Source organism: Marmoricola sp. Leaf446, from assembly GCF_001424755.1.
Taxonomy (GTDB): domain Bacteria; phylum Actinomycetota; class Actinomycetes; order Propionibacteriales; family Nocardioidaceae; genus Marmoricola.
Genome location: NZ_LMRF01000002.1, coordinates 75556 through 95544, shown reverse-complemented (window position 1 = coordinate 95544; position 19989 = coordinate 75556). Strand labels below are relative to the sequence as shown.

Below are 19989 nucleotides of genomic sequence, written 5' to 3'. Positions count from 1 at the left end.
TCAGCCGGCCGCGATGATCGCGCGGCAGCGCTGCTCGAGGTAGCGCGCCGCAGGACCGAAGCCGGCGTACACCTCGTTGGTGGTCTGGCCGTGGAAGTAGCGGTAGTAGATCTGCTGGGCGATGACACCGAGCCGGAACAGCCCGAAGACCTCGTAGAAGCGCCACTCGTCGGCGGTGACCGTGCGGCCGGTGCGCTCGAGGTAGTAGTCGACGACCTCCTGGCGGGTCAGCATCCCCGGCGCCGTCGTGGGCTGGCGGCGGAACTGCAGGAAGAAGTCGTCGTCGTCGGCCTGCACCCAGTAGCCCAGCGTGCCGCCGAGGTCCATCAGCGGGTCGCCGACCGTGGCCATCTCCCAGTCGAGGACGCCCACGACCTTGGTCGGGTCGTCGCGGTCGAGCACCAGGTTGTCGAAGCGGAAGTCGTTGTGGATCAGGCAGTGGCCCACGTCGGCGGGACGGTGCTCCTCCAGCCAGCCCATCACCTCCTCGTAGTCGCCCACGTCCTCGGTGCGGGCGTCGCGGAAGCGGCGGGACCAGCCGGAGACCTGGCGCTCGACGTAGCCGTCGCCCTTGTTCATCGCCGCCAGCGGCGTCTGGTCGACGTCGACGGCGTGCAGCTCGACCAGCACGTCGAGCGCGTTGGTGCACAGCTGCCGCACCTGCGCCTCGTCGAGATCCAGGCCGGGCGGGAAGTCGCGCCGCGGGATCACCCCGTCGACGCGCTCCATGACGTAGAAGTCGGCGCCGATGACCGACTCGTCGGTGCACAGCGCGATCATGCGCGGGACCAGCGGGAAGACGCCGGCCAGCCCCTCCTGGACGCGGTGCTCGCGGGTCATGTCGTGGGCGCCCTTGGCCTTCTGGCCGGCCGGGGGCCGCCGCAGGATCAGGTCGTGGCGTCCGTCGCGCAGCGAGTAGGTCAGGTTGGAGGCACCGCCCCCGAACTGCTGCACCTCCACCTCCTCGCCCAGCTCGGTGCCCTGCTCGGCCAGCCACCGGCGCACGGCGTCGAGGTCGAAGGCGTCCTCCTCGCGCACCGGGCTGGCGCCCTCCAGCGTGGTCCCCTGCTCGCTCATCCCTGCTCCCGTCCCATGTCGTGCAGGCGCGAGGCCTGCCGCCGCATGGTCTCGTCGTACGCCGTCCGGTCGGTCTGCTTCAACTCGTACGCTGCCCGCGCCGCCGGGTCGGGCAGGATCACCTCGTCGCCACGGTCGAGGCCCGCGAGCACCTCCGCGGCGATGTCGTCGGCCCCGAGCGGGGCGTGGTCGACCAGCCTGCGCATCAGCGGCTCCAGCAGCTGGTCGGCGCCGCGGAGGCTGGCCACCAGCCCGGTCCGGAAGTACGACGGGCACACGACCGCGCACCGCACCCCGAACTCCGCGAGCTCGTGCCCGGTGGTCTCGCTCAGCGCCACGACCGCGGCCTTGACGGCGTTGTAGGAGCCCATCCCGGCCGGGTGCACCAGCCCCGCGAGCGAGGCGACGTTGACGATCAGGCCGGACCCCTGCTGCTTGAGCAGCGGGACGAAGGTGCGGGTGCCGCGGACCGCGCCGAAGAGGTTGACCTCGGTGATCCACTGCCACTCCTCGAGCGTGGCCACGTCGAGCCGGCCGCCGCCGGCGACGCCGGCGTTGTTGACCAGCACGTCGAGGCCGCCCCACTCCTGCTCGACCCACGCCCGGGCCGCGGCCCAGTCGTCGTCGGAGCGGACGTCGAGGTGCAGGAACGGTCCGGTGCCGGGGTCGTCGGCCACGTCGGCCACGTCGGCCACGACGACGTCGTCGCCCCGGGAGCGGTACGCCGCGGCCAGCGCGGCCCCGAGCCCGCCCGCCCCGCCGGTGACCAGGACGCGGCTCATCGGGCGTCCCGGTGCTTGGCGAGCTCGAGCCGGGCGACGACGCCGCGGTGGACCTCGTCGGGGCCGTCGGCCAGGCGCAGCGCCCGGGCGGTGGTCCACATGCCGGCGAGCGGGACGTCGTCGGAGAGCCCGCCGCCGCCGTGCAGCTGCATCGCCATGTCGATGACGTCCTGCGCCATCCGCGGCACGACCACCTTGATCTGGCTGACCTCGCCGAGGGAGTGCGCGGGGCCCGCGGTGTCGAGCTTCCAGGCGGCGTGCTGCACGAGCAGCCGGGCCTGGTCGATCGCCATCCGGGCCTCGGCCACCCGCTCGCGGTTGCCGCCGAGGTCGATGATGCGCTTGCCGAAGGCCTGGCGGGCCAGCCCGCGGCGCACGGCCAGGTCGAGGGCGACCTCGGCCTGCCCGATCAGCCGCATGCAGTGGTGCACCCGGCCGGGTCCGAGCCGGCCCTGGGCGATCTCGAAGGCGCGGCCCTCGCCGAGCAGGACGTTCTCGCGCGGCACCCGGACCTGGTCGAAGGAGACCTCGGCGTGGCCCACCGGCTCGTCCTGGACGCCCATCGTGGTCAGCAGCCGCTCGACCTTCACGCCGGGCGCGTCGAGGGGCACGAGCACCATCGTGTGGCGGCGGTGCCGGTCGGTCTCGGTGTCGTCCTCGGGCACCGAGCGGCCCATGAAGACCAGCACCCGGCAGTCGGGGTGGCCCACGCCGCTGGTCCACCACTTGCGGCCGCTCACCACGACCTCGTCGCCGTCGAGGATCGCGCTGGCGTCCATGTTGGTGGCGTCGGAGGAGGCGACCCCGGGCTCGGTCATCGCGAAGCCGGAGCGGATCTGCCCGTCGAGCAGCGGGCGCAGCCACTGGTCCTGCTGCTCCGGCGAGCCGTAGCGCAGCAGCACCTCCATGTTGCCGGTGTCGGGCGCGTGGCAGTTGAAGACGTAGGGCGCGAGGTGGGAGACCCGGCCCATCTGCTCGGCCAGCGGGGCGTAGTCGGCGTTGGTCAGGCCACGGCCGCCGGCCGTGCCGTACTCCTGCGCCCACGCGTCGCCGTGCCCCGCCGGGAGGAAGAGGTTCCACAGGCCCTGCTCGCGGGCCTGGGCCCGCAGCTCGTCGAGGAGCGGCGACTCCTGCCACCGCGCCGGGTCGGCCTGCCGGCTCACCTCGCGGTGGTACGCCGCGGCGACCGGCTCGATGCGATCGGTGACGAAGGCCCTCACCCGCTCGGTCAGCTCGGCGGCCCGGTCCGACGGTGAGAAGTCCATGTCGCGACCCTACAGAGGGCGACGGACGTCACACCCGGGGCTGCGGGGCCGTGCTCAGCCGCAGCGACTCGTCGCCACGGCCTGGGTCGCGCCCGCGGCGAGCCCGGGGGTCCACTGCATCACCGGGTCGCCGTCCTGCCCGCGACGCGTGGTGAAGTCGGCGACCACCTCGGTCCGCTCGCCGGGGGCCAGCTCGACCGGGACCACCGCCACGTCGCGGTCGTCGATGGTGCCGGTGGCCACCTGCGCCGCCTCCCCGCCCACGCGCAGCGCGGTGAGGGTGCCACCCGTCGGGGCGTACATCGCCAGGTTGACCAGGTTGACGCCGGGCTCGGCCTCGTCGCCCAGGCCGCTGACGTAGGGGGCGAGCTGCGAGACCGGGGTGGGGACCTCCGACCGCATCGCGAACCGTGCCTGCACCACCTGCCGGCCGTCCTCGGTGCACCCGAGCGACCGGACCCGGCCGCCGTAGCGCAGGAAGTACTGGATCTTCGCCTGGGTGCCGCTGTTGAGGTAGAACCCGACAGCGGGTCGGTCACCGGTGTCGCGCGGCACCGCGCCCGCCAGCCCCGCCCGCTGCAACCGGTCCTGCTCGGCCGGACGCCTGCTCCAGACCAGCACCCGGCGGTCCTGGGCCCCCGCGGCGAGTCCCGCCAGCACGGTGCTCTCGTCGAGCGTGCCGCCGGTCAGCGCGTCGAAGACGGCCGCGCTGGTGGCGGCGAAGTAGGCGTCCTGGACGCCACCCTCCGGGGGCAGCTCCTGGTAGGGCTCGAACAGCACCTTGCGGACCACGTTGTCGGCGTCCAGCCGTCCGCCCGGGGCCTGCACCGGGCCGGTGCCCTCGAGCAGCGCGCTCAGCACGACCGGGTCGAGGGAGACCACGCCGTCCACCGGGGGGCCGAGCGTCCGCGAGGCCATCTCGGCCATGAGGGAGGCCGCCCGCGGGAAGTCGGGCGTGGTGTTGGCGTCGCGGAAGTCCGTGACCATCTGCTGCCCGAACAGGCGACCCTCGTCCGGCGTCAGCGACCCGGCCGGCGGGCTCCCCGGAGGCCCGGCGTCGGCGGCCGAGCCCTGCCGTCCGAGCGTCAGCCGACCGTCGCGCACCCGGAGCACCGAGACCGAGCCGGGCAGGCCACCCGTGCCCCGGACCTCGGCGTTGTTCTGCACCACCAGCAGGTAGCGCCGCTCGCCGTCACCGCCCAGCATCGCCGGGAGCACCTCGGTCGCGGTCGCCGCGGCGAGCATCGCGGTGTCGAGCCGTGCGACCTGGTCCTTGACCTCGGCCACCCGGGGGCGGATCGGGCCCGCCAGGTCGGCGACGTCGACGTCCTCGAGACGGGCGTCGGCACGTCGTACGGACCGGCTCACCTGCGTCACCGGCGCCCGGAGGGCTCGCAGGGCGGCGAGGTCGAAGGCCCCGTCGTCGCCTCGCAGCGGATCGCGCTGCAGCGCGCGGGCGGCGTCCAGCGAGCCGGGCAGGGCTCGCGCACTCAGCTCGTCGAGGGCCGCGGCCACCCGCCGTACGGCGTCGGCGTCGTCCCCGACGACGGGCAACGCGGTGGCGGCGGCCCACAGGAACCCGTCCGAGTGCTTCCGGGCGACGTGGGCCCGGGCCGCGAGCGACCTCGAGGTGCGCTCGGCGGCGGCGAGGTCGCGCTCCCCCAGCTCGGCGCGGAGGGTGGTGGCGTCGACCGCGGCCTGTCGCAGGGCCAGGCCGGTGCGGGTGGCCTGGTAGGCGAGCACCGCGACGGCCACGACCAGGACGAGGGCGACCAGGCGCAGCACCCAGCCCCACGGACGGCGTCTGACCGCACAGGGGCCGGCACCGGGGTCGTGCTCACCGGCGGGGGCGTCCGGGCGGGCGCCGAGGTCGGAGCCGTCGGCCGGCGGGCGGTTCAGCCGTTCGCGCGGCGTCGCACGCCCACGACGGCGGCACCGCCGACGGCGACGAGCGCGACGCCACCGACGAGCAGCAGCGTGTCGGGGCCACCGGTCTGCGGCAGCACGCCGGAACCGGTGCCGGAGGCGGCCACACCCGAGCCCAGCGTGGCGCTGCTGGGGGTCGTGGTGCTCGGCGGCGTGTCGTTGGGGTAGGCCTGCGCGGGGGCGGCGCCCCAGGTGGTGGCCAGGGCCGCGACCAGCGCGACACCAGATCCTGCGAACAGCTTCTTCATCGTGCGTTCCCCCGTCGGTGGTCCGTGATGGTGCATCGTGTCACGCGAGCGGCAGGTCCCGTCACAGCGGGACCACTCGCGGTCTAGCCCACAGGTCCTACCCCGTCCCGTGCGGCGTCACACCAGGCCGTCCGCGACGTGGACGCCTCAGCCCGCGACGGTCACCACCACCCGGGCCCGCGTGACGGGTTCGTCCCACCGCTGGGCGACCCGCTCCAGGCGCCAGCCCGACCACAGCAGCATCAGCAGGGCCACGAGCAGCACCGCGGCCACGTTGCCGAGGAGCGCCAGGGTGGAGAACAGCAGGCTGGTCACCGTCGTGCTCAGCGCCAGCCGGGCGCTGTAGCCCACCATCACCACCGGGGGCGCCGGGGTGGCACGGGCGCTGCGGAGGTCCGCGGCGTACGGCCGCTGCACGCTCCACCGCGACGCGCCCGCGACGACCTGGAGGGTGACCACGGCCGTCAGCGACACCACGGCCGCCAGCTCGGCGGCGGTCGGGACGCCCGCGCGCAGCGCCCCGAGCAGCAGCGTGAGCGAGGCGGCCCCGAGGAGCAGCTCGACGAGCACCCAGCACCGGGCGAGCAGCGCGGTGCTGGGGGCGACGGGGAGGTTCTCGCGCCACAGCATGCCGCGACCGTCCAGGCACCAGGCGTTGACCGCGAACAGCAGCGCACCGCCCGAGACGACGAGGCCCGGGAGGATCATCAGGGTGCGCCAGTCCAGTCCTCCCAGCAGCGCCACCAGCCCGGGCATCACGGCGAGCACGAGGGTGCCCCGCCGCAACGGCACCGACCGCCAGATCGAGGCGCGGTCGAGCCGGACCAGGGCGCCGAGCTCCGTGCGGGACGTACGACGGGCCCGGTGACGACCACCCTCGAGGCGCAGCTCCTCGCGCATCGGCCGCGCCAGCGCCCAGCCGGCCGGCCAGGCTCCGACGACCACGAGCCCCGCCAGGGCGACGACCAGCCCACCGACCACGGCAGCCCAGGGCCACCAGCGGCCGGCCGACCCGTCGAGCACCCCGCCCAGCAGCAGCCGGGTCGGCGAGCGGTCCAGCGCGGCGGTGACGCTGCCGGTCAGCACGACGGCCGCACCGGCCACCGCCAGCACGCCGACCCCGAGGCGGAACACGAGCGGGCCGCGGGGGCCGCGGCGCACGCCCTCGACGCACCAGCCCACCACCTGCGCCAGCGCGGTCGCGACCAGCACCCACAGCAGCACGGGCAGCTGGTAGGCCCACCACGACGTCGGCCCCAGGGCCCAGGCGGTCGACCCGAGCAGCAGCCACGCCTGGAGCAGCCAGGCGATGTTGAGCGGCGCCATCAGCAGCGCCCCGAGGTGGTCGACGGCGCTGGAGACGGGGTAGGCCACGGCCTGGTCGCGCGGCACCAGCTCCCGGCCCCCGGCCGAGGCCACCGCGGAGACGATCGCCACCACGGCGAACCCCAGGGCGGCGGCCGGCAGCAGGGCCAGCACGTTGCCGGCGTCGGCCGGGTCGCCGACGTACGCCGGGACGAGCGCGACGACCACGGTGAGGACCGCGACCGCAGCGGCGCCGAGGCGTACGCGGCGTCGTGCCGCCGGGGTCAGGCCGGAGCGTCGGAAGGCGAGCAGCGCAGGCAGGTCGTGGCGGGCACCGCGCAGCTCGCGCCAGGTGGTGGACCCGCTCACGGGGTGCTCGTCGGGGTGCTCATGGGTGGCTGGCCCCTCATCCGAGCAGGGCGCGGTAGGTCTCCGCCCCACGTTCGCCACCGAGCTCGTCGGAGCCGAGCGTGGCGACGCGGGCACCGCCGCGCAGCACCAGCGCCTGGTCGCACGCCTGCATCGCCAGCTCGCGCAGGTGGGTGCTGACCAGCACCGCGGCGCCACGGGCGCGGGCGTCGGCGACGACCTCGAGCGTGGCCTCGACGCCGAGCGGGTCGACCCCGTCGAACGGCTCGTCGAGCAGCAGCACCCCCGGCTCGTGGAACGCCGCGAGGACGACCGAGAGCCGCCGGCTCATGCCGTGGCTGAAGCCCGAGGTCACCCGGTGGGCGACGTCGCCGAGCTCGAAGCGCTCGAGCAGGTCACGGGCGCGGGGCTCCCAGCCGTCGAGGCGACGCAGCCGCGCCGAGAGCTGCAGGTGCTCCCACGGGGTGGCGCGCGGGACCAGGCCGCCCACGTCGGGGCAGTAGCCGGTCAGCCGCTTCACCGTCATCGGGTCGGCGGCGACGTCGACGCCGTCGACCTGCACGTGCCCGGCGGTCGGGGGGATCACCCCGGCCAGCACCCGCATCGTGGTCGACTTCCCGGCGCCGTTGCGACCCAGCAGCGCCGTCGCCCGCCCCGCCTGCGCGGCGACGTCGATCCCCTGCACGGCGTCGACCTCGCCGAAGCGCACCCACAACCCGCGCACGTCGACCCTCGGACTCATCACCCCACCATGGTCGCCGAGCAGCGCCGCCCAGGTGTCCGTTTTGCGGGGATCGGTGCGGCGGGGCCGGGGGGTGCGGCTCGTAGATCGGCGTACGCCGCCTCCGCCCGCCGCCCGCCGCCCGTCGAACGCCACCGCCCCCGCCGAGGAGCGCGACGGGGGCGGTGGGACGAGCGGGTCAGGCGGGGAAGGTCTCCCCCTTCGCCGCCATCTCGCGCAGCCGGTCGGTGGGGGCGAAGCGGTCGCCGTAGAGCTTGGTCAGCTGGTCGGCGCGCTCGACGAAGCCGGCGAGGCCGTGGCCGGTCGGGCCGTCGTACCCCTGCATGAACTGGACGGTGCCGCCGGTCAGGGGCGGGTAGCCGATGCCCATGATCGAGCCGATGTTGGCCGCGGCGGCCGAGGAGATGACGCCCTCCTCGAAGCACTTCGCGGTCTCGAGCGCCTCGATGAACAGGTAGCGGTCCTTGAGGTCGTCGATGTCGGCGGGCTCGTCGGCGGGCGGGAAGAGGTCCTTCAGGCCCGACCACAGGTGAGTGCGCCGACCGCTCTCGTCGTAGTCGTAGAAGCCCGCGCCCCGCAGCCGACCGGGGCGACCCTCGTCGATCATGGTCTGCACTACGTGGGAGGCCGGGTGGGCGGTGTAGGACTCGCCCTCGGCGTCGGCGGTGGCCTTGGCGATCTTGGCCATCAGCTCCATGTTGAGCTCGTCGGAGAGCTGCAGCGTGCCGACGGGGTAGCCCGCCTGGGTGGCGGCCCGCTCGACCGAGGTCGGGTGGACGCCCTCGCCCAGCATCGCCAGGCCCTCGTTGACCATCGTGCCGATGACGCGGCTGGTGTAGAAGCCGCGACTGTCGTTGACCACGATCGGCGTCTTCTTGATCGCCTGGACGACGTCGAGCGCACGGGCCACGGTCTCGTCGGAGGTCTGCTCGCCGCGGATGATCTCCACGAGCGGCATCTTGTCCACGGGCGAGAAGAAGTGCAGGCCCACGAAGTCGGCCGGCCGGTCGACGGCCTTGGCCAGCTCGGTGATCGGCAGCGTCGAGGTGTTGGAGCACAGCAGCGCGTCCGGGCTCACGACCGACTGGATCTCGGCGTACACCTGGGCCTTGAGGGCGGGGTCCTCGAAGACGGCCTCGATGACGAGGTCGACGCCGGCGAAGTCGGCCGGGTCGGTGGTCGCGGTGATCCGGTCGAGGACCTCGGCCTTCTTGGCCTCGTCGAGCTGGCCGCGCTCGACGGCCTTGGCGAGGATCTTCTCGCTGTAGGCCTTGCCGCGGTCGGCCGACTCCTGGGCGACGTCCTTGAGCACGACCTGCATGCCGGCGCGGGCGCAGGAGTAGGCGATGCCGGCGCCCATCATCCCGGCGCCGAGCACGCCGACCTTGGTGGCGGTGAACTTCTCCACGCCGGCGGGGCGCAGCGAGCCGCCGTTGATGGCGGAGAGGTCGAAGAAGAACGCCTGGATCATGTTCTTGCTGTTCGACCCGGTGATCAGCTCGGCCAGGTAGCGCGACTCGATCCGGCTGGCGGTGTCGAAGTCGACCTGGGCGCCCTCGATGGCCGCCGACATGATCGCGCGCTGCGCGGGGTAGTCGGCGCCCTTGACCTGCTTGCGCAGCATCGCGGGGAACGCGGGCAGGAACGCCGCGAGCTTGGGGTTGCTGGGCGTGCCGCCGGGCAGCTTGTAGCCCTCGCGGTCCCAGGGGTTGGCCGAGGGGGTCTCGTCGTCGGCGTGGGCGAGCACCCAGGCGCGCGCGGCCGGGAGCAGCTCGTCCTGGCTCGCGACCAGCTCGTCGACCAGGCCCTTGTCCTTGGCCTTGGCCGGCTTCATCCGGGGACCCTGGAGCAGGACGTCCATCAGCGCCGTCTGGATGCCGAACATCCGCACCGTGCGGGTGACGCCGCCGCCACCGGGCAGCAGGCCCAGGGTCGCCTCGGGCAGGCCGATCTCGTAGCGCCCGTCGACCGCGACCCGGTGGTGGCAGGCCAGCGCGATCTCCAGGCCGCCGCCCAGCGCCGCCCCGTTGATGGCGGCCACGACGGGCTTGCCGAGGGTCTCCAGGCGACGCAGGTCGGCCTTGACCTGCTCGACCTCGCGGAACACCGACTCGGCGTCCTCGCGGGTGGTGGTCACCATGCCCTTGAGGTCGCCGCCGGCGAAGAAGGTCTTCTTGGCCGAGGCCACGACGACGCCGCGCACCTCGTCCTTCTCGGCCACGAGCCGTGTGATCGCCGCGTGCATGCCGTTCTTGTAGCGCTCGTTCATCGTGTTGGCGCTCGACTGCGGGTCGTCGAGGGTGAGGGTCACGACGCCGTCGGCGTCGCGGTCGTACTTCACTGCGGAGTCAGTCATCGGGGTCCTGTTCGAGAAGGGGAGGGGCGGCGTACGACGGCTCAGACCAGCTCGACGATGGTGGCGATGCCCATGCCGCCACCGACGCACAGCGTGGCCAGGCCGCGCTTGAGGTCGCGGCGCTCGAGCTCGTCGATCAGGGTGCCGAGGATCATCGCGCCGGTGGCGCCCAGCGGGTGGCCCATGGCGATCGAGCCGCCGTTGACGTTGGTGACCTCCTCGGAGATGCCCATGTCGCGCATGAACCGCATCGCGACCGCGGCGAAGGCCTCGTTGATCTCGAACAGGTCGATGTCCTCGACCTTGAGACCGGCCTTGGCCAGCGCCTTGCGGCTCGCGGGGGCGGGACCGGTGAGCATGATCGTCGGGTCGGCGCCGGAGACGGCGGCCGAGACGATGCGCGCGCGGGGGGTCAGCCCGAGGTCGGAGCCGACCTGCTCGTTGCCGATCGCCACCAGCGCGGCACCGTCGACGATGCCCGAGGAGTTGCCGGCGTGGTGGACGTGGTCGATGCGCTCGACCCAGTGGTACTTCTCCAGAGCCACGGAGTCGAAGCCGCCCTGCTCGCCGATGCCGGCGAACGAGGGACGCAGCTTGGCCAGGCCCTCGACGGTCGACTCGGGCTTGATGAACTCGTCGTGGTCGAGCACGACCATGCCGTTGCGGTCGCGCACCGGGACCACCGAGCGGGCGAAGCGCCCGTCGGCCCAGGCCTTGGCGGCTCGGGCGTTGGACTCCACCGCGAAGGTGTCGACGTCGGCGCGGCTGAAGCCCTCCAGGGTCGCGATCAGGTCGGCGCCGATGCCCTGCGGCACGAAGTCGGTGGCGAACGCGGTGGCGGGGTCCATGGCCCAGGCGCCGCCGTCGCTGCCCATCGGCACCCGGCTCATCGACTCCACGCCGCCGGCGAGGATGAGGTCCTCGAAGCCGCCGCGGACGCGGGAGGCGGCCTGGTTGACGGCCTCGAGACCGGAGGCGCAGAAGCGGTTGAGCTGCACGCCCGCGACGGTCTCGGGCAGGCCGGCGGCCAGCGCCGCGGTCTTCGCGATGTCGCCGCCCTGGTCTCCCACCGGCGAGACGACGCCGAGCACGACGTCGTCCACGCGGTTCGCGTCGAGGGAGGGGTTGCGCTCCTGGACCGCCTCGAGGAGGCCGACCACCAGGTCGACCGGCTTCACCTCGTGCAGGGTGCCGTTCTTCTTCCCCTTGCCTCGCGGGGTGCGGACGGCGTCGTAGACGAACGCATCAGTTGCCATGGGAGTCCCAACTACTCGAGCGGTGCGTGACGGGCGGCCGACGGCGTCGCGGCGGAGCCGGGCTCGTCGGTGTCACGATCATTGTGACAGTACTGCTGTCAACGTCAACGCACGACGGCGTGTGGGGCAGGTCACGAGGCGCGGTGCTGCGGCGTACGGTCCCTCGCATGAGCCTCCCCCGCAGCGCCCCGCACGCCCAGGGCGTCGACGCCGCCGGCGTCCTCGGCCTGCTCGACGCGGTCCAGAGCGCCGGCATCGACCTGCACAGCCTCGTCGTGGTGCGCCACGGCCACGTCGTCGCCGAGGGCTGGTGGAGCCCGTACGCCGCGACGCGGCCCCACCTGGCCTACTCGCTGTCCAAGACGCTGACCGCCACCGCGATCGGCCTCCTGGTCCAGGAGGGTCGCCTGCGCCTCGACGACCCGGTGCTCGACCTGCTGCCGACCGACGTCCGCGCGCACGCCGCACCGGGCTGGGAGGCCGTGCTGGTGCGGCACTGCCTGTCGATGACGGTCGGGCACGACGTCGACGCCTGGCCGGCGCTGGGGCTGCGCGGCGGCACCGCCCCGACCGACGAGTGGCTCCACCGCGTCGTCGCCACCCGGCTCGACCACGCCCCCGGGGAGGCGTTCGCCTACAACCAGGTGGCGACCTACGTGCTGTCGCGGATCGTGGCGCACCTGACCGGCGAGGGCGTCCTCGACGTGCTCCGGCCTCGCCTGCTGCGCCCGCTGGGCCTGCTCGAGGAGGTGCCGTGGCACCGCGACTCGGCGGGCCACGAGCTCGGCTTCAGCGGCTCCCACCTGGTCACCGAGGCGATCGCCGCGGTCGGGCAGCTCCACCTCGACGGCGGCCGCTGGCAGGGCGAGCAGCTGCTCGACCCGGACTGGGTGGCCGAGGCCACCCGGGCCGCCGGGCCGCTCAACCGCGAGGAGGGATCGGGCCCCGACTGGCGGATGGGCTACGGGTTCTCGTTCTGGCAGATGCGCGGCGGCTACCGCGGCGACGGCGCCTTCGGCCAGCTGATGGTGGTGCTGCCCGAGCACGACCTCGTGGTGGCGACCACCGCGGCGACCACCGAGATGCAGCTGCTGGTCGACCTGGTCCGCGGCCACCTGGTGCCCGCGCTCGACGGCCGGGCCGACGACGTGGGGCCCGCCGAGGCGGCGCTGGTCGAGCGGCTGGCCGGGCTCCGGGTGCCGGCGCTCGCCGCGACCGCCCCCGCGCCCGGGTCGGTCACGGCCTCGCGCGTCGCCGGCGGCGAGACCGACCTCGACCCGGCGTACGACCGGGTGGAGGTGGCGGCCGACGGCAGCAGCCTGGTGCTGCACCGCGGCGAAGAGGCCTTCGAGGTGGCGCTGGGCGACGGCCGCTGGGCGGAGTCGACCTGGCGACGCGAGGCGGGCGGCGGCTGGTCGCTGCCGGTCGCCGCGAGCGGCGGCTGGGTCGAGGCCGACCGGTTCGTCGCCGAGGTCCTCGTGGTCGAGACCGCCCACCGGTTCGGCGTGGAGGTCCGCACCGACGCCGCCGGCTCGCCCGAGGCACGGCTGCGGTGGCGCGAGGTGCCGCTGAACGGCCCCGACCCGTGGCACTCCGCGGCGCGGGGGCCGCTCGACCGGGGCCCGGCGGCCGGCTAGCCCTCCTGCTCGGTGGGCCGCACCAGCAGCTCGTTGACCGCGACCCGGCGCGGCCGGGTGACGATGAACTCGACCGCCTCGGCGATGTCCTCGGACTCCAGGCGCTCCATGTCGGCGAAGCGCTGGTTGATGGTCTCCTGCACCTCGTCGCGGTTGTGCGAGACCAGCTCGGTCGCGACCGCGCCGGGCTCCACCAGCGAGACCCGCACGTGGCGGCGGGTGACCTCCTGCCGCAGCGACTCGCTGAACGCCCCGACGGCGTGCTTGGTGGCGTTGTAGACGCCGCTGCCGTTGCGGGCCACGCGGCCGGCGACGGAGGAGACGTTGACCAGGTCGGCCACCTGGCGCGGCCCGTCCTGCGCCGCCTCGAGGAGGTGCGGCAGCGCCGCGTGGGCGACGTAGAGCAGGCCCTTGACGTTGAGGTCGACCATCCGGTCCCACTCCTCGACGGGGGCGTCGACGACCGGGCCCAGCAGCATCACGCCGGCGTTGTTGACCACGGTGTCGAGCCGGCCGAGCGCCTCGACCGTGCGCACCACCGCGGCCACGGCCTGCTCGGCCTCGCTCACGTCGGCGGTGACGGTCAGCGCGCGGCCGCCGTCGGCCGTGATCGCCGCGGCGAGCTCCTCCAGCCGGTCCGTGCGTCGCGCCACGAGCGCGACCGCCGCACCGCGGGCGGCGAGCGAGCGGGCCGTCGCGTGACCGATGCCGCTGGAGGCACCGGTGACGAGGGCAACTGTTCCGTCGAGTGAGTCAGCCATGCCCACGACGCTACCCAGCGGACGGAAGCACCGTGCTGGCGTCGGTCACCGCGGCCCGCAGCTGCAGCCGCGTCCAGAACAGCGACCCGGCCAGGTCGGCGCCCCGCAGGTCGGCCCCCCGCAGGTCGGCGCCCAGCAGGTCGGCGTCGGTGAGGTCCTGGCCGCGCAGGTCGGCACCGAGCAGCACGGCACCGCGCAGGGTCGCCCCGACCAGGTCGTCGTCGCGCAGGTCGCGCCCGGCCAGGTCGTGGCCGCGCAGGTCGACGCCGCCCGTGCCGCGGACCGCGGCGCTGACCTCGCCCAGCAGCGGGTCGGCGCGCAGCTGGAGCCGGAGCACCGCCACGTCGCCGGGAGCCGCGGCGGCCCGCTCGACCTGCTGGCGCAGCCCGGCCACCTCCTCGCGCAGGGCGGCGTCGGGGCAGCGGGCGTCGGCCTCGGCGAGGTACCAGAGCAGCTCGTGCAGCCGCTCGACGACCTCGAAGTCGGCGAACATCGCGGGCCGCACCTCCGGGTCGCGCCAGTCGCGTCCGGCGTACGACGCGGCGACCCGCTGGCCCGCGCCGAAGCAGTCGTAGACCGTGCAGCCGCGGAACCCCAGCTCGGGGAGCCGGTCGTGGACGGTGCAGCCGAAGTGGTCGCCGAGGTGGGGGCAGGGCGTCCCGGCGGGCTTGTCGATGGCGAACTCGCTCGAGGTGGAGAACGCCGGCACCACGCAGCACAGCCCCACGCAGGCCGCGCAGTCGGCGGCCAGGTGCGTGCGGGCGGAGCTCACGACGTCACGACTGGACCACGACGCCCCGGTCCAGCAGCCCGTCGACGTCGGCCACCCCCCAGGCGACCAGCGCCTCCCGGGTCAGGTTGCCGGGCTTCGGGGCCGGCGGCAGGCTGAGCGTGCTCGGCGTACGGCTGAAGCGGGGGGCTGGGGCGGGCTGCACCACGCCCTCGTGCTCGACGAACACCTCGCGCGCGGCCATGTGGGGGTGGGTCCGGGCCTCGCTCAGCGTCACCACGGGGGCCACGCAGGCGTCGGTGCCCTCGAAGACCTCGGTCCACTCGGCCAGGGTGCGCGTGGCGAAGGCGGCGGCGATCTGCTCGCGCAGCTCGCCGGAGCGGGCCAGGTCGTAGCGGTCGGGCGCGTCGGGCAGCGGCAGCAGCCGGACCAGCTCGTCGTAGAACTGCGGCTCGAGCGGCCCGACCGAGACGTGGCGGCCGTCGGAGGTCTCGTAGAGGTCGTAGAAGGGCATCCCCCCGTCGAGCAGGTTGGCGGCGCGCTCCTCGCGCAGCGAGCCCCCGGCGAGGAAGGCCGAGGTCATCGTGTTGGCGTGGGCGGTGCCGTCCACGATCGCGGCGTCGACGACCTGGCCGCGGCCGCTGCTGCGGGCCTCGAGCAGCGCGGCGAGGACGCCGATGACGAGGTAGGTCGAGCCGCCGCCGAAGTCGCCGACAAGGTTGCTCGGGAAGTGCGGCCGGGCGGGGTCCTGGCCCATGCCGTGCAGCGCCCCGGTGATGGAGATGTAGTTGAGGTCGTGCCCGGCGCTGGCGGCCAGCGGCCCGGTCTGGCCCCAGCCGGTCATCCGGCCGTAGACCAGCGCGGGGTTGCGCTCGTGGCACTGCTCGGGACCGATGCCGAGCCGCTCGGTGGTGCCCGGTCGCATCCCCTCGACGAGCACGTCGGCGTGCTCGACCAGGTCGAGGACGACCCCGGCGGCGTCGGGGTGCTTGAGGTCGAGCGCGACGCTGGGCCGGCCGCGGTTGAGCAGGTCGGTCGGCCCACCGGTCAGCATCGACCCGCCGGGCCGCTCGACGCGGACCACGTCGGCACCGAGGTCGGCGAGGGTCATGCAGGCGTGCGGACCGGGACCGATCCCGGCGATCTCGACGACCTTGACCCCGCTCAGCGGTCCCGTGCCCCGACCCAGCTCGTACGTCATGGCCGTGATCATGACAGAACTGCTGTCACGGTCCAGGTCCCCCGGACGTCGCCCCGGACGAGGCCCGGACGCACCACAGCCCCGCGGCGGGTGCCGCGGGGCTGTGGACGGGTCGATCGGTGGGACGGGGAGGCTCAGAGCAGCCCGATGTCCTCGAGGTACTTCTTGGCGACCTGCTCGACCGGCTGGCCCTCGACGTCGACCAGGGCGTTGAGCTCGGCCATCTTCTCCTCGTCGAGGTCCTTGAAGATCTCGTCCGCGAGCTTCTTGTAGGTCTCGGCGTGCTCCTGGTAGACGGCGTCCTGCCAGGTGAAGGACAAGTTGTAGAGGATCATCACGCCCGGGTCCTCGACGAGCTCGAGGTTGAGGGCCTTGATGCGACCGTCGGTGGTGAAGACCTCACCGAAGTCGCACTTGCCGTCGCTGGTCTCGGTGTAGATCAGGCCGGTGTCGAGGATCTGGATCTGCGACTGCGGGATCTTGTAGCCGGTGGCCTTCTCGAACAGCACGAGGCCGTCGGGACGGTCGGGGAACTCGGTCTCCATGCAGACCGTGGTGTCAGGGTTCTCCTTGAGGTAGGCCGCCATCGAGTCGAAGTCGAAGGGACCGTCGGACTTGGCGAGGTCGCCGTTGGCCGCGAAGCCGTAGGTGTCGTTGAACGGCGACTGGCCGACCCAGGCGATCTTGTTGTCCTTGATGTCCTGCTCGGAGGTCACCTTGAACAGCTCGGCGGGGTCCTGGCTGGGGTTCTCGTTGCCGAGGTGCACGGTCCAGCCGGTGCCGGTGTACTCCGGGTAGACGTCGATCTCCTTGTTGAGAAGCGCATCGCGCGCCACCGACGTACCGCCGAGGTTGGTCTGGCTGGTCACGTCGGCGCCCTCGTTCTGGAGCGCCTGGACGTACATCTCGCCGACCAGGATGTTCTCGGTGAAGTCCTTGGAGCCCACGGTCAGCTTGACGCCGTCGAGGGCGCTGCCGCCGCCGCCCCCGCTGCCGCCACCGCCGCAGCCGGCCAGGGCCGCCGCGACGGCGACGCTGAGGGACGCCGCTATCAGTCTCTTGTGGTTGCGCATCGGTTCACCCTTCGTGAGGAAGCAACGACCCCTGCCGGTCGGACCCACCGACCGGAGCGAGCCCCGCGCGAACGGGACCGACGGGCAGCGACGCGGGGCGCCGTGCCGTGGGTGTGCTCACAGTAGGGGTGGAGGGTCGCCTCCGCCGGGCGCAATCGCACGCGGTTGCAACGATTTGGTCTCGTCCACGCGCGGGTCTGCCCGGGTCTGCCCCGTTGCGCCCGGAACCGTCCGGTGGCGCCGTGGGCTCAGAGACCGCGGGGCTTGAGCACGCGCTCGGCCACCGCACCCAGCCAGTCGAAGCTGAGGGCCACGAGGGCGACCAGCCACGCGCCGACGATCAGGATCGGGTCCTGGTTGAGCTTCAGGCCGGTCTGGATGGTGATGCCGAGCCCGCCGCCGCCGATGAGGAACGCCAGCGTGGCCATGCCGATGTTGAGGGTGAGTGCGGTGCGCACCCCGGCGATCACGATGGGCACGGCCAGCGGCAGCTCGATGCGGGTCAGCGCCTGCATCTTGGTCATGCCCATGCCGCGCCCGGCCTCGATGACCGACCGGTCGACCCCGTCGAGGCCGACCATGGTGTTGCGCAGCACCGGCAGCAGGGCGTAGAGCGAGAGCGCCACGATGACGGTGAACCGGCCCTGGCCCATGATGCCGAGGAAGATCACCAGCAGGCCGTACGCCGGCAGCGCCTGGCCGGAGTTGGCCACCGCGAGGACGAACGGGCTGATCCGGCGTACGGCGGGACGGGTCAGGACGATGCCGAGCGGGACCGCCACCAGGATCACGATGACGGTCGACCAGAAGGCGATGTAGACGATCCGGATGGTCTGCGGCAGCAGCTTGTCGCCCCAGTCCAGGGCCGAGATCACGGTGCTGTTGCCGTCGGCCTGCAGGCCGCGGTAGTAGAAGAAGAACAGCAGCGCGAGCAACCCGATCATCACCGGCGCCAGCCACAGGCCGGCCGTCCTGATCGCCCGCGCCCGCCGCGTCGCGGGGGGTGCGGAGGACGTCGCCGTCGCGTCGGGCTCCGGGACGGCCTCGGGCTGGGTGTCGACCCGGTTCATCGCCGGCCCGTAGGCGGCGTCGCTCACGACTGACGCTCCATCTGCTCGTAGTGCATCCGCGCCTCGTACTGCGCCCGGCGGATCGCCTTGGCGAGGTCGGCCATCCGGACCACGCCGACGAAGGCGCCCGCGTCGTCGACGACGCAGGTCTCGCCGGACGCGCTCTGCACCATCAGCTCGAGGGCGTGGAACAAGGTGTCCTGGGAGTGCAGCAGGTCGCCGACCGGCTCGCCGCGCTCGTGGTCGGCCGAGTCGAGGCCGTCGGCGTGGATCCAGCGGACGGGGGTGCGGTTCTCGTCGAGCTGGACCAACCACTCGCGGCCGGTGTCCTGCAGCGCGGCGCGGCCGGCCTCGGCGGTGCCGCCCGGCTCCAGGGTGGGGTAGTCGGTCAGGGCCAGCGAGCTGACCTTGAGGAAGTTGAGGCCCTTGATCGTCGACCCGGTGCCGATGAAGTCGTCGACGAAGTCGTCGACCGGGTAGGCCAGGATCCGCTCGGGGGTGTCGATCTGGCGGATCGTGCTGCGCTCGCCGAGGATCGCGATCTTGTCGCCCATCTTGATCGCCTCGTCGATGTCGTGGGTGACGAAGACGATGGTCTTGCGCAGCTCGCCCTGGAGGCGGAGGAACTCGTTCTGCAGCCGCTCGCGGGTGATCGGGTCGATGGCGCCGAAGGGCTCGTCCATCAGCATGATGTCGGGGTCGGCACCCAGGGCCCGGGCCACGCCCACGCGCTGGGCCTGACCACCCGAGAGCGCCTTGGGGTAGCTGTCGCGGTAGCGCTCGGGGTCCAGCCCGACCATGCCGAGCAGCTCCTCGCTGCGGGCCTTGGCCTTCTGCTTGTCCCAGCCGAGCATCCGCGGGACGGTCTCGATGTTCTGCGCGATGGTCTGGTGCGGGAACAGGCCGATCTGCTGGATGACGTAGCCGATCCGGCGGCGCAGCTTGTCGGGGTTGACCTTGGTGACGTCCTCGCCGTCGAGCAGGATGCGCCCGCCGCTGGGCTCGATCATCCGGTTGATCAGCCGCAGCGTGGTGCTCTTGCCGCAGCCCGAGGGGCCGACCAGGACCAGGATCTCGCCCTCGTGGATGTCCAGGCTCAGCTCCTCGACGGCGGCGACCTTGGTGCCGGGGTAGGTCTTGCCCACCTTGTCGAGGCGGATCTTGGGTTCGCGGGCCTGCTGGCCGGGGCTCTGCTGCTCGGTGGTCATCTGGCTGCCTCTCTCAGGACGTCTCAGGGCGACGGGGACGGTCGGGCGCGGCTGGGCGCGGCTAGGCGCGGAGCCCGCGCGGGGTGCTGAAGCGCTGGAAGATCGCGAACGCGATGTCCAGCACCAGGCCCAGCAGGACGGTGAACACGACGCCGGCCCACACGGAGTTCTCCGAGTTGGGCAGGCCGAAGCGGGTCAGGCCGCCCTGGATGTAGCTCCCGAGCCCGTCGCCGCCGACGAGGATGGCGATGGCCGCGATGCCCACGGTCATCAGGCTGGAGATCCGGACGCCGGCCATGATGACCGGCCAGGCGAGCGGGAGCCGCACCCGCAGCAGCTGCTGGGTGCTGCTCATGCCCATCCCCTTGGCCGACTCCACGACCGCGGGGCTGACCGAGTCCAGGCCCGTGACCGTGTTGCGCAGCACCGGCATCAATGCGTAGAGGTAGAGCGCGAGCATCGCCGGGGGGTTGCCGATGCCGACGACCGGGATGAACAGCGCGAACAGCGCCAGCGACGGGATCGTCAGCACGATCCCCGACAGCGCCAGCACGACCGCCCGGGCGACGGGGCGGCGCTGGATCAGCACGCCCAGCAGCACCGAGGTGACGGTCGCCAGCGCGATCACGATCAGCACGATCCGCGCGTGGTTGATCGTCTCCTCGAGGATGTACTCGAAGTTGTCGTTGACGTAGGTGAACCAGTTGGTGATGTTCTCCACGGACGGCCCCCTGGCTCGATAGGTGGGGACACCATACGCAGGCGGGTGCCCCCCAGCCGGTGATTGCGGTGCACGACTGTTCGCGTGGTGTGCGCGGCTCGACGGCGCTGCTGACCCCGCGGTCGACGACGGGCGCGGCACGGCGTACGACGGAACCGGACATCTCGGGCTGCTCGACGTCCTTTTCGGCTGCTTGTCGGCTGTTGCAACAGCCGACAAGTGCCTGATTACCCGGACGTCCGGGTGATCAGCGCCGCGCCAT

At 73.3% G+C, this 19989-nt stretch carries 17 protein-coding genes; 1 reads left to right on the top strand and 16 read right to left on the bottom strand.

Annotated features, from left to right (window positions below):
- The 9 genes from ASG49_RS08550 to ASG49_RS08510 form a co-directional block, all read right to left on the bottom strand.
- Entirely contained in the window at positions 1 to 1077 is a 1077-nt protein-coding gene (locus ASG49_RS08550) for a phosphotransferase family protein (protein WP_056540265.1), read from the bottom strand.
- The gene (locus tag ASG49_RS08545) at positions 1074 to 1859 is read right to left on the bottom strand and encodes an SDR family NAD(P)-dependent oxidoreductase (RefSeq protein ID WP_056540262.1); all 786 of its coding nucleotides are present in this window, start codon (positions 1857 to 1859) and stop codon (positions 1074 to 1076) included. The genes ASG49_RS08550 and ASG49_RS08545 overlap by 4 nt, the downstream gene beginning before the upstream one ends.
- Positions 1856 to 3124 (bottom strand): acyl-CoA dehydrogenase family protein, encoded by a 1269-nt coding sequence (locus ASG49_RS08540; RefSeq protein ID WP_056540260.1) that lies wholly within the window; start codon positions 3122 to 3124, stop codon positions 1856 to 1858. The genes ASG49_RS08545 and ASG49_RS08540 overlap by 4 nt, the downstream gene beginning before the upstream one ends.
- Positions 3125 to 3178: 54 nt before the next feature.
- Positions 3179 to 4909 (bottom strand): DUF4012 domain-containing protein, encoded by a 1731-nt coding sequence (locus ASG49_RS08535; protein ID WP_056540257.1) that lies wholly within the window; start codon positions 4907 to 4909, stop codon positions 3179 to 3181.
- 110 nt (positions 4910 to 5019) lie between these two features.
- Positions 5020 to 5298, bottom strand: a complete 279-nt coding sequence (locus tag ASG49_RS08530; protein WP_056540254.1) for an LPXTG cell wall anchor domain-containing protein — start codon at positions 5296 to 5298, stop codon at positions 5020 to 5022.
- Between the two features lie 147 nt (positions 5299 to 5445).
- Entirely contained in the window at positions 5446 to 6972 is a 1527-nt protein-coding gene (locus ASG49_RS08525; RefSeq protein WP_056540252.1) for a hypothetical protein, read from the bottom strand.
- A 37-nt stretch (positions 6973 to 7009) separates the two neighbouring features.
- Positions 7010 to 7714 (bottom strand): ABC transporter ATP-binding protein, encoded by a 705-nt coding sequence (locus ASG49_RS08520; protein ID WP_056540249.1) that lies wholly within the window; start codon positions 7712 to 7714, stop codon positions 7010 to 7012.
- Positions 7715 to 7892: 178 nt separating this feature from the next.
- Positions 7893 to 10070: a 3-hydroxyacyl-CoA dehydrogenase NAD-binding domain-containing protein gene (locus tag ASG49_RS08515; protein WP_056540246.1), complete on the bottom strand. Its 2178-nt coding sequence runs from the start codon at positions 10068 to 10070 to the stop codon at positions 7893 to 7895.
- A 41-nt stretch (positions 10071 to 10111) separates the two neighbouring features.
- The gene (locus ASG49_RS08510) at positions 10112 to 11326 is read right to left on the bottom strand and encodes an acetyl-CoA C-acetyltransferase (protein ID WP_056540245.1); all 1215 of its coding nucleotides are present in this window, start codon (positions 11324 to 11326) and stop codon (positions 10112 to 10114) included.
- A 167-nt stretch (positions 11327 to 11493) separates the two neighbouring features.
- On the opposite strand from ASG49_RS08510, the gene ASG49_RS08505 reads away from it, so the two are divergent.
- Positions 11494 to 12963 carry a serine hydrolase gene (locus tag ASG49_RS08505; RefSeq protein WP_056540243.1) on the top strand — a complete coding sequence of 490 codons (1470 nt, stop codon included), beginning with the start codon at positions 11494 to 11496 and terminating at the stop codon, positions 12961 to 12963.
- Here the strand turns inward: ASG49_RS08505 and ASG49_RS08500 are convergent.
- From ASG49_RS08500 to ASG49_RS08470, 7 genes are all read right to left on the bottom strand, one after another.
- On the bottom strand, positions 12960 to 13724 hold the full coding sequence (locus ASG49_RS08500) for an SDR family NAD(P)-dependent oxidoreductase (protein WP_056540241.1): 765 nt from the start codon (positions 13722 to 13724) through the stop codon (positions 12960 to 12962). The genes ASG49_RS08505 and ASG49_RS08500 overlap by 4 nt on opposite strands.
- A gap of 10 nt (positions 13725 to 13734) precedes the next feature.
- Positions 13735 to 14496: a pentapeptide repeat-containing protein gene (locus tag ASG49_RS08495; RefSeq protein WP_056540239.1), complete on the bottom strand. Its 762-nt coding sequence runs from the start codon at positions 14494 to 14496 to the stop codon at positions 13735 to 13737.
- Positions 14497 to 14500: 4 nt separating this feature from the next.
- Positions 14501 to 15655 (bottom strand): CaiB/BaiF CoA-transferase family protein, encoded by a 1155-nt coding sequence (locus tag ASG49_RS08490; RefSeq protein WP_056541157.1) that lies wholly within the window; start codon positions 15653 to 15655, stop codon positions 14501 to 14503.
- Positions 15656 to 15789: 134 nt separating this feature from the next.
- Positions 15790 to 16728, bottom strand: coding sequence for a glycine betaine ABC transporter substrate-binding protein (locus ASG49_RS08485; RefSeq protein ID WP_056540238.1), 939 nt, complete (start codon positions 16726 to 16728; stop codon positions 15790 to 15792).
- Between the two features lie 248 nt (positions 16729 to 16976).
- Positions 16977 to 17825 (bottom strand): ABC transporter permease, encoded by an 849-nt coding sequence (locus tag ASG49_RS08480; protein WP_200936258.1) that lies wholly within the window; start codon positions 17823 to 17825, stop codon positions 16977 to 16979.
- Positions 17822 to 19006 carry a betaine/proline/choline family ABC transporter ATP-binding protein gene (locus tag ASG49_RS08475; RefSeq protein ID WP_056540229.1) on the bottom strand — a complete coding sequence of 395 codons (1185 nt, stop codon included), beginning with the start codon at positions 19004 to 19006 and terminating at the stop codon, positions 17822 to 17824. The genes ASG49_RS08480 and ASG49_RS08475 overlap by 4 nt, the downstream gene beginning before the upstream one ends.
- Positions 19007 to 19067: 61 nt before the next feature.
- Positions 19068 to 19727, bottom strand: coding sequence for an ABC transporter permease (locus tag ASG49_RS08470; protein ID WP_056540227.1), 660 nt, complete (start codon positions 19725 to 19727; stop codon positions 19068 to 19070).
- Positions 19728 to 19989: the final 262 nt, after the last annotated feature.

Excerpts from the sequence above, each read along its gene's own strand:
- ASG49_RS08550 (WP_056540265.1), bottom strand. The coding sequence starts at position 1,077 with ATGAGCGAGCAGGGGACCACGCTGGAGGGCGCCAGCCCGGTGCGCGAG.
- ASG49_RS08545 (WP_056540262.1), bottom strand. The coding sequence starts at position 1,859 with ATGAGCCGCGTCCTGGTCACCGGCGGGGCGGGCGGGCTCGGGGCCGCG.
- ASG49_RS08540 (WP_056540260.1), bottom strand. The coding sequence starts at position 3,124 with ATGGACTTCTCACCGTCGGACCGGGCCGCCGAGCTGACCGAGCGGGTG.
- ASG49_RS08530 (WP_056540254.1), bottom strand. The coding sequence starts at position 5,298 with ATGAAGAAGCTGTTCGCAGGATCTGGTGTCGCGCTGGTCGCGGCCCTG.
- ASG49_RS08520 (WP_056540249.1), bottom strand. The coding sequence starts at position 7,714 with ATGAGTCCGAGGGTCGACGTGCGCGGGTTGTGGGTGCGCTTCGGCGAG.
- ASG49_RS08515 (WP_056540246.1), bottom strand. The coding sequence starts at position 10,070 with ATGACTGACTCCGCAGTGAAGTACGACCGCGACGCCGACGGCGTCGTG.
- ASG49_RS08510 (WP_056540245.1), bottom strand. The coding sequence starts at position 11,326 with ATGGCAACTGATGCGTTCGTCTACGACGCCGTCCGCACCCCGCGAGGC.
- ASG49_RS08505 (WP_056540243.1), top strand. The coding sequence starts at position 11,494 with ATGAGCCTCCCCCGCAGCGCCCCGCACGCCCAGGGCGTCGACGCCGCC.
- ASG49_RS08500 (WP_056540241.1), bottom strand. The coding sequence starts at position 13,724 with ATGGCTGACTCACTCGACGGAACAGTTGCCCTCGTCACCGGTGCCTCC.
- ASG49_RS08490 (WP_056541157.1), bottom strand. The coding sequence starts at position 15,655 with ATGACGTACGAGCTGGGTCGGGGCACGGGACCGCTGAGCGGGGTCAAG.
- ASG49_RS08485 (WP_056540238.1), bottom strand. The coding sequence starts at position 16,728 with ATGCGCAACCACAAGAGACTGATAGCGGCGTCCCTCAGCGTCGCCGTC.
- ASG49_RS08475 (WP_056540229.1), bottom strand. The coding sequence starts at position 19,006 with ATGACCACCGAGCAGCAGAGCCCCGGCCAGCAGGCCCGCGAACCCAAG.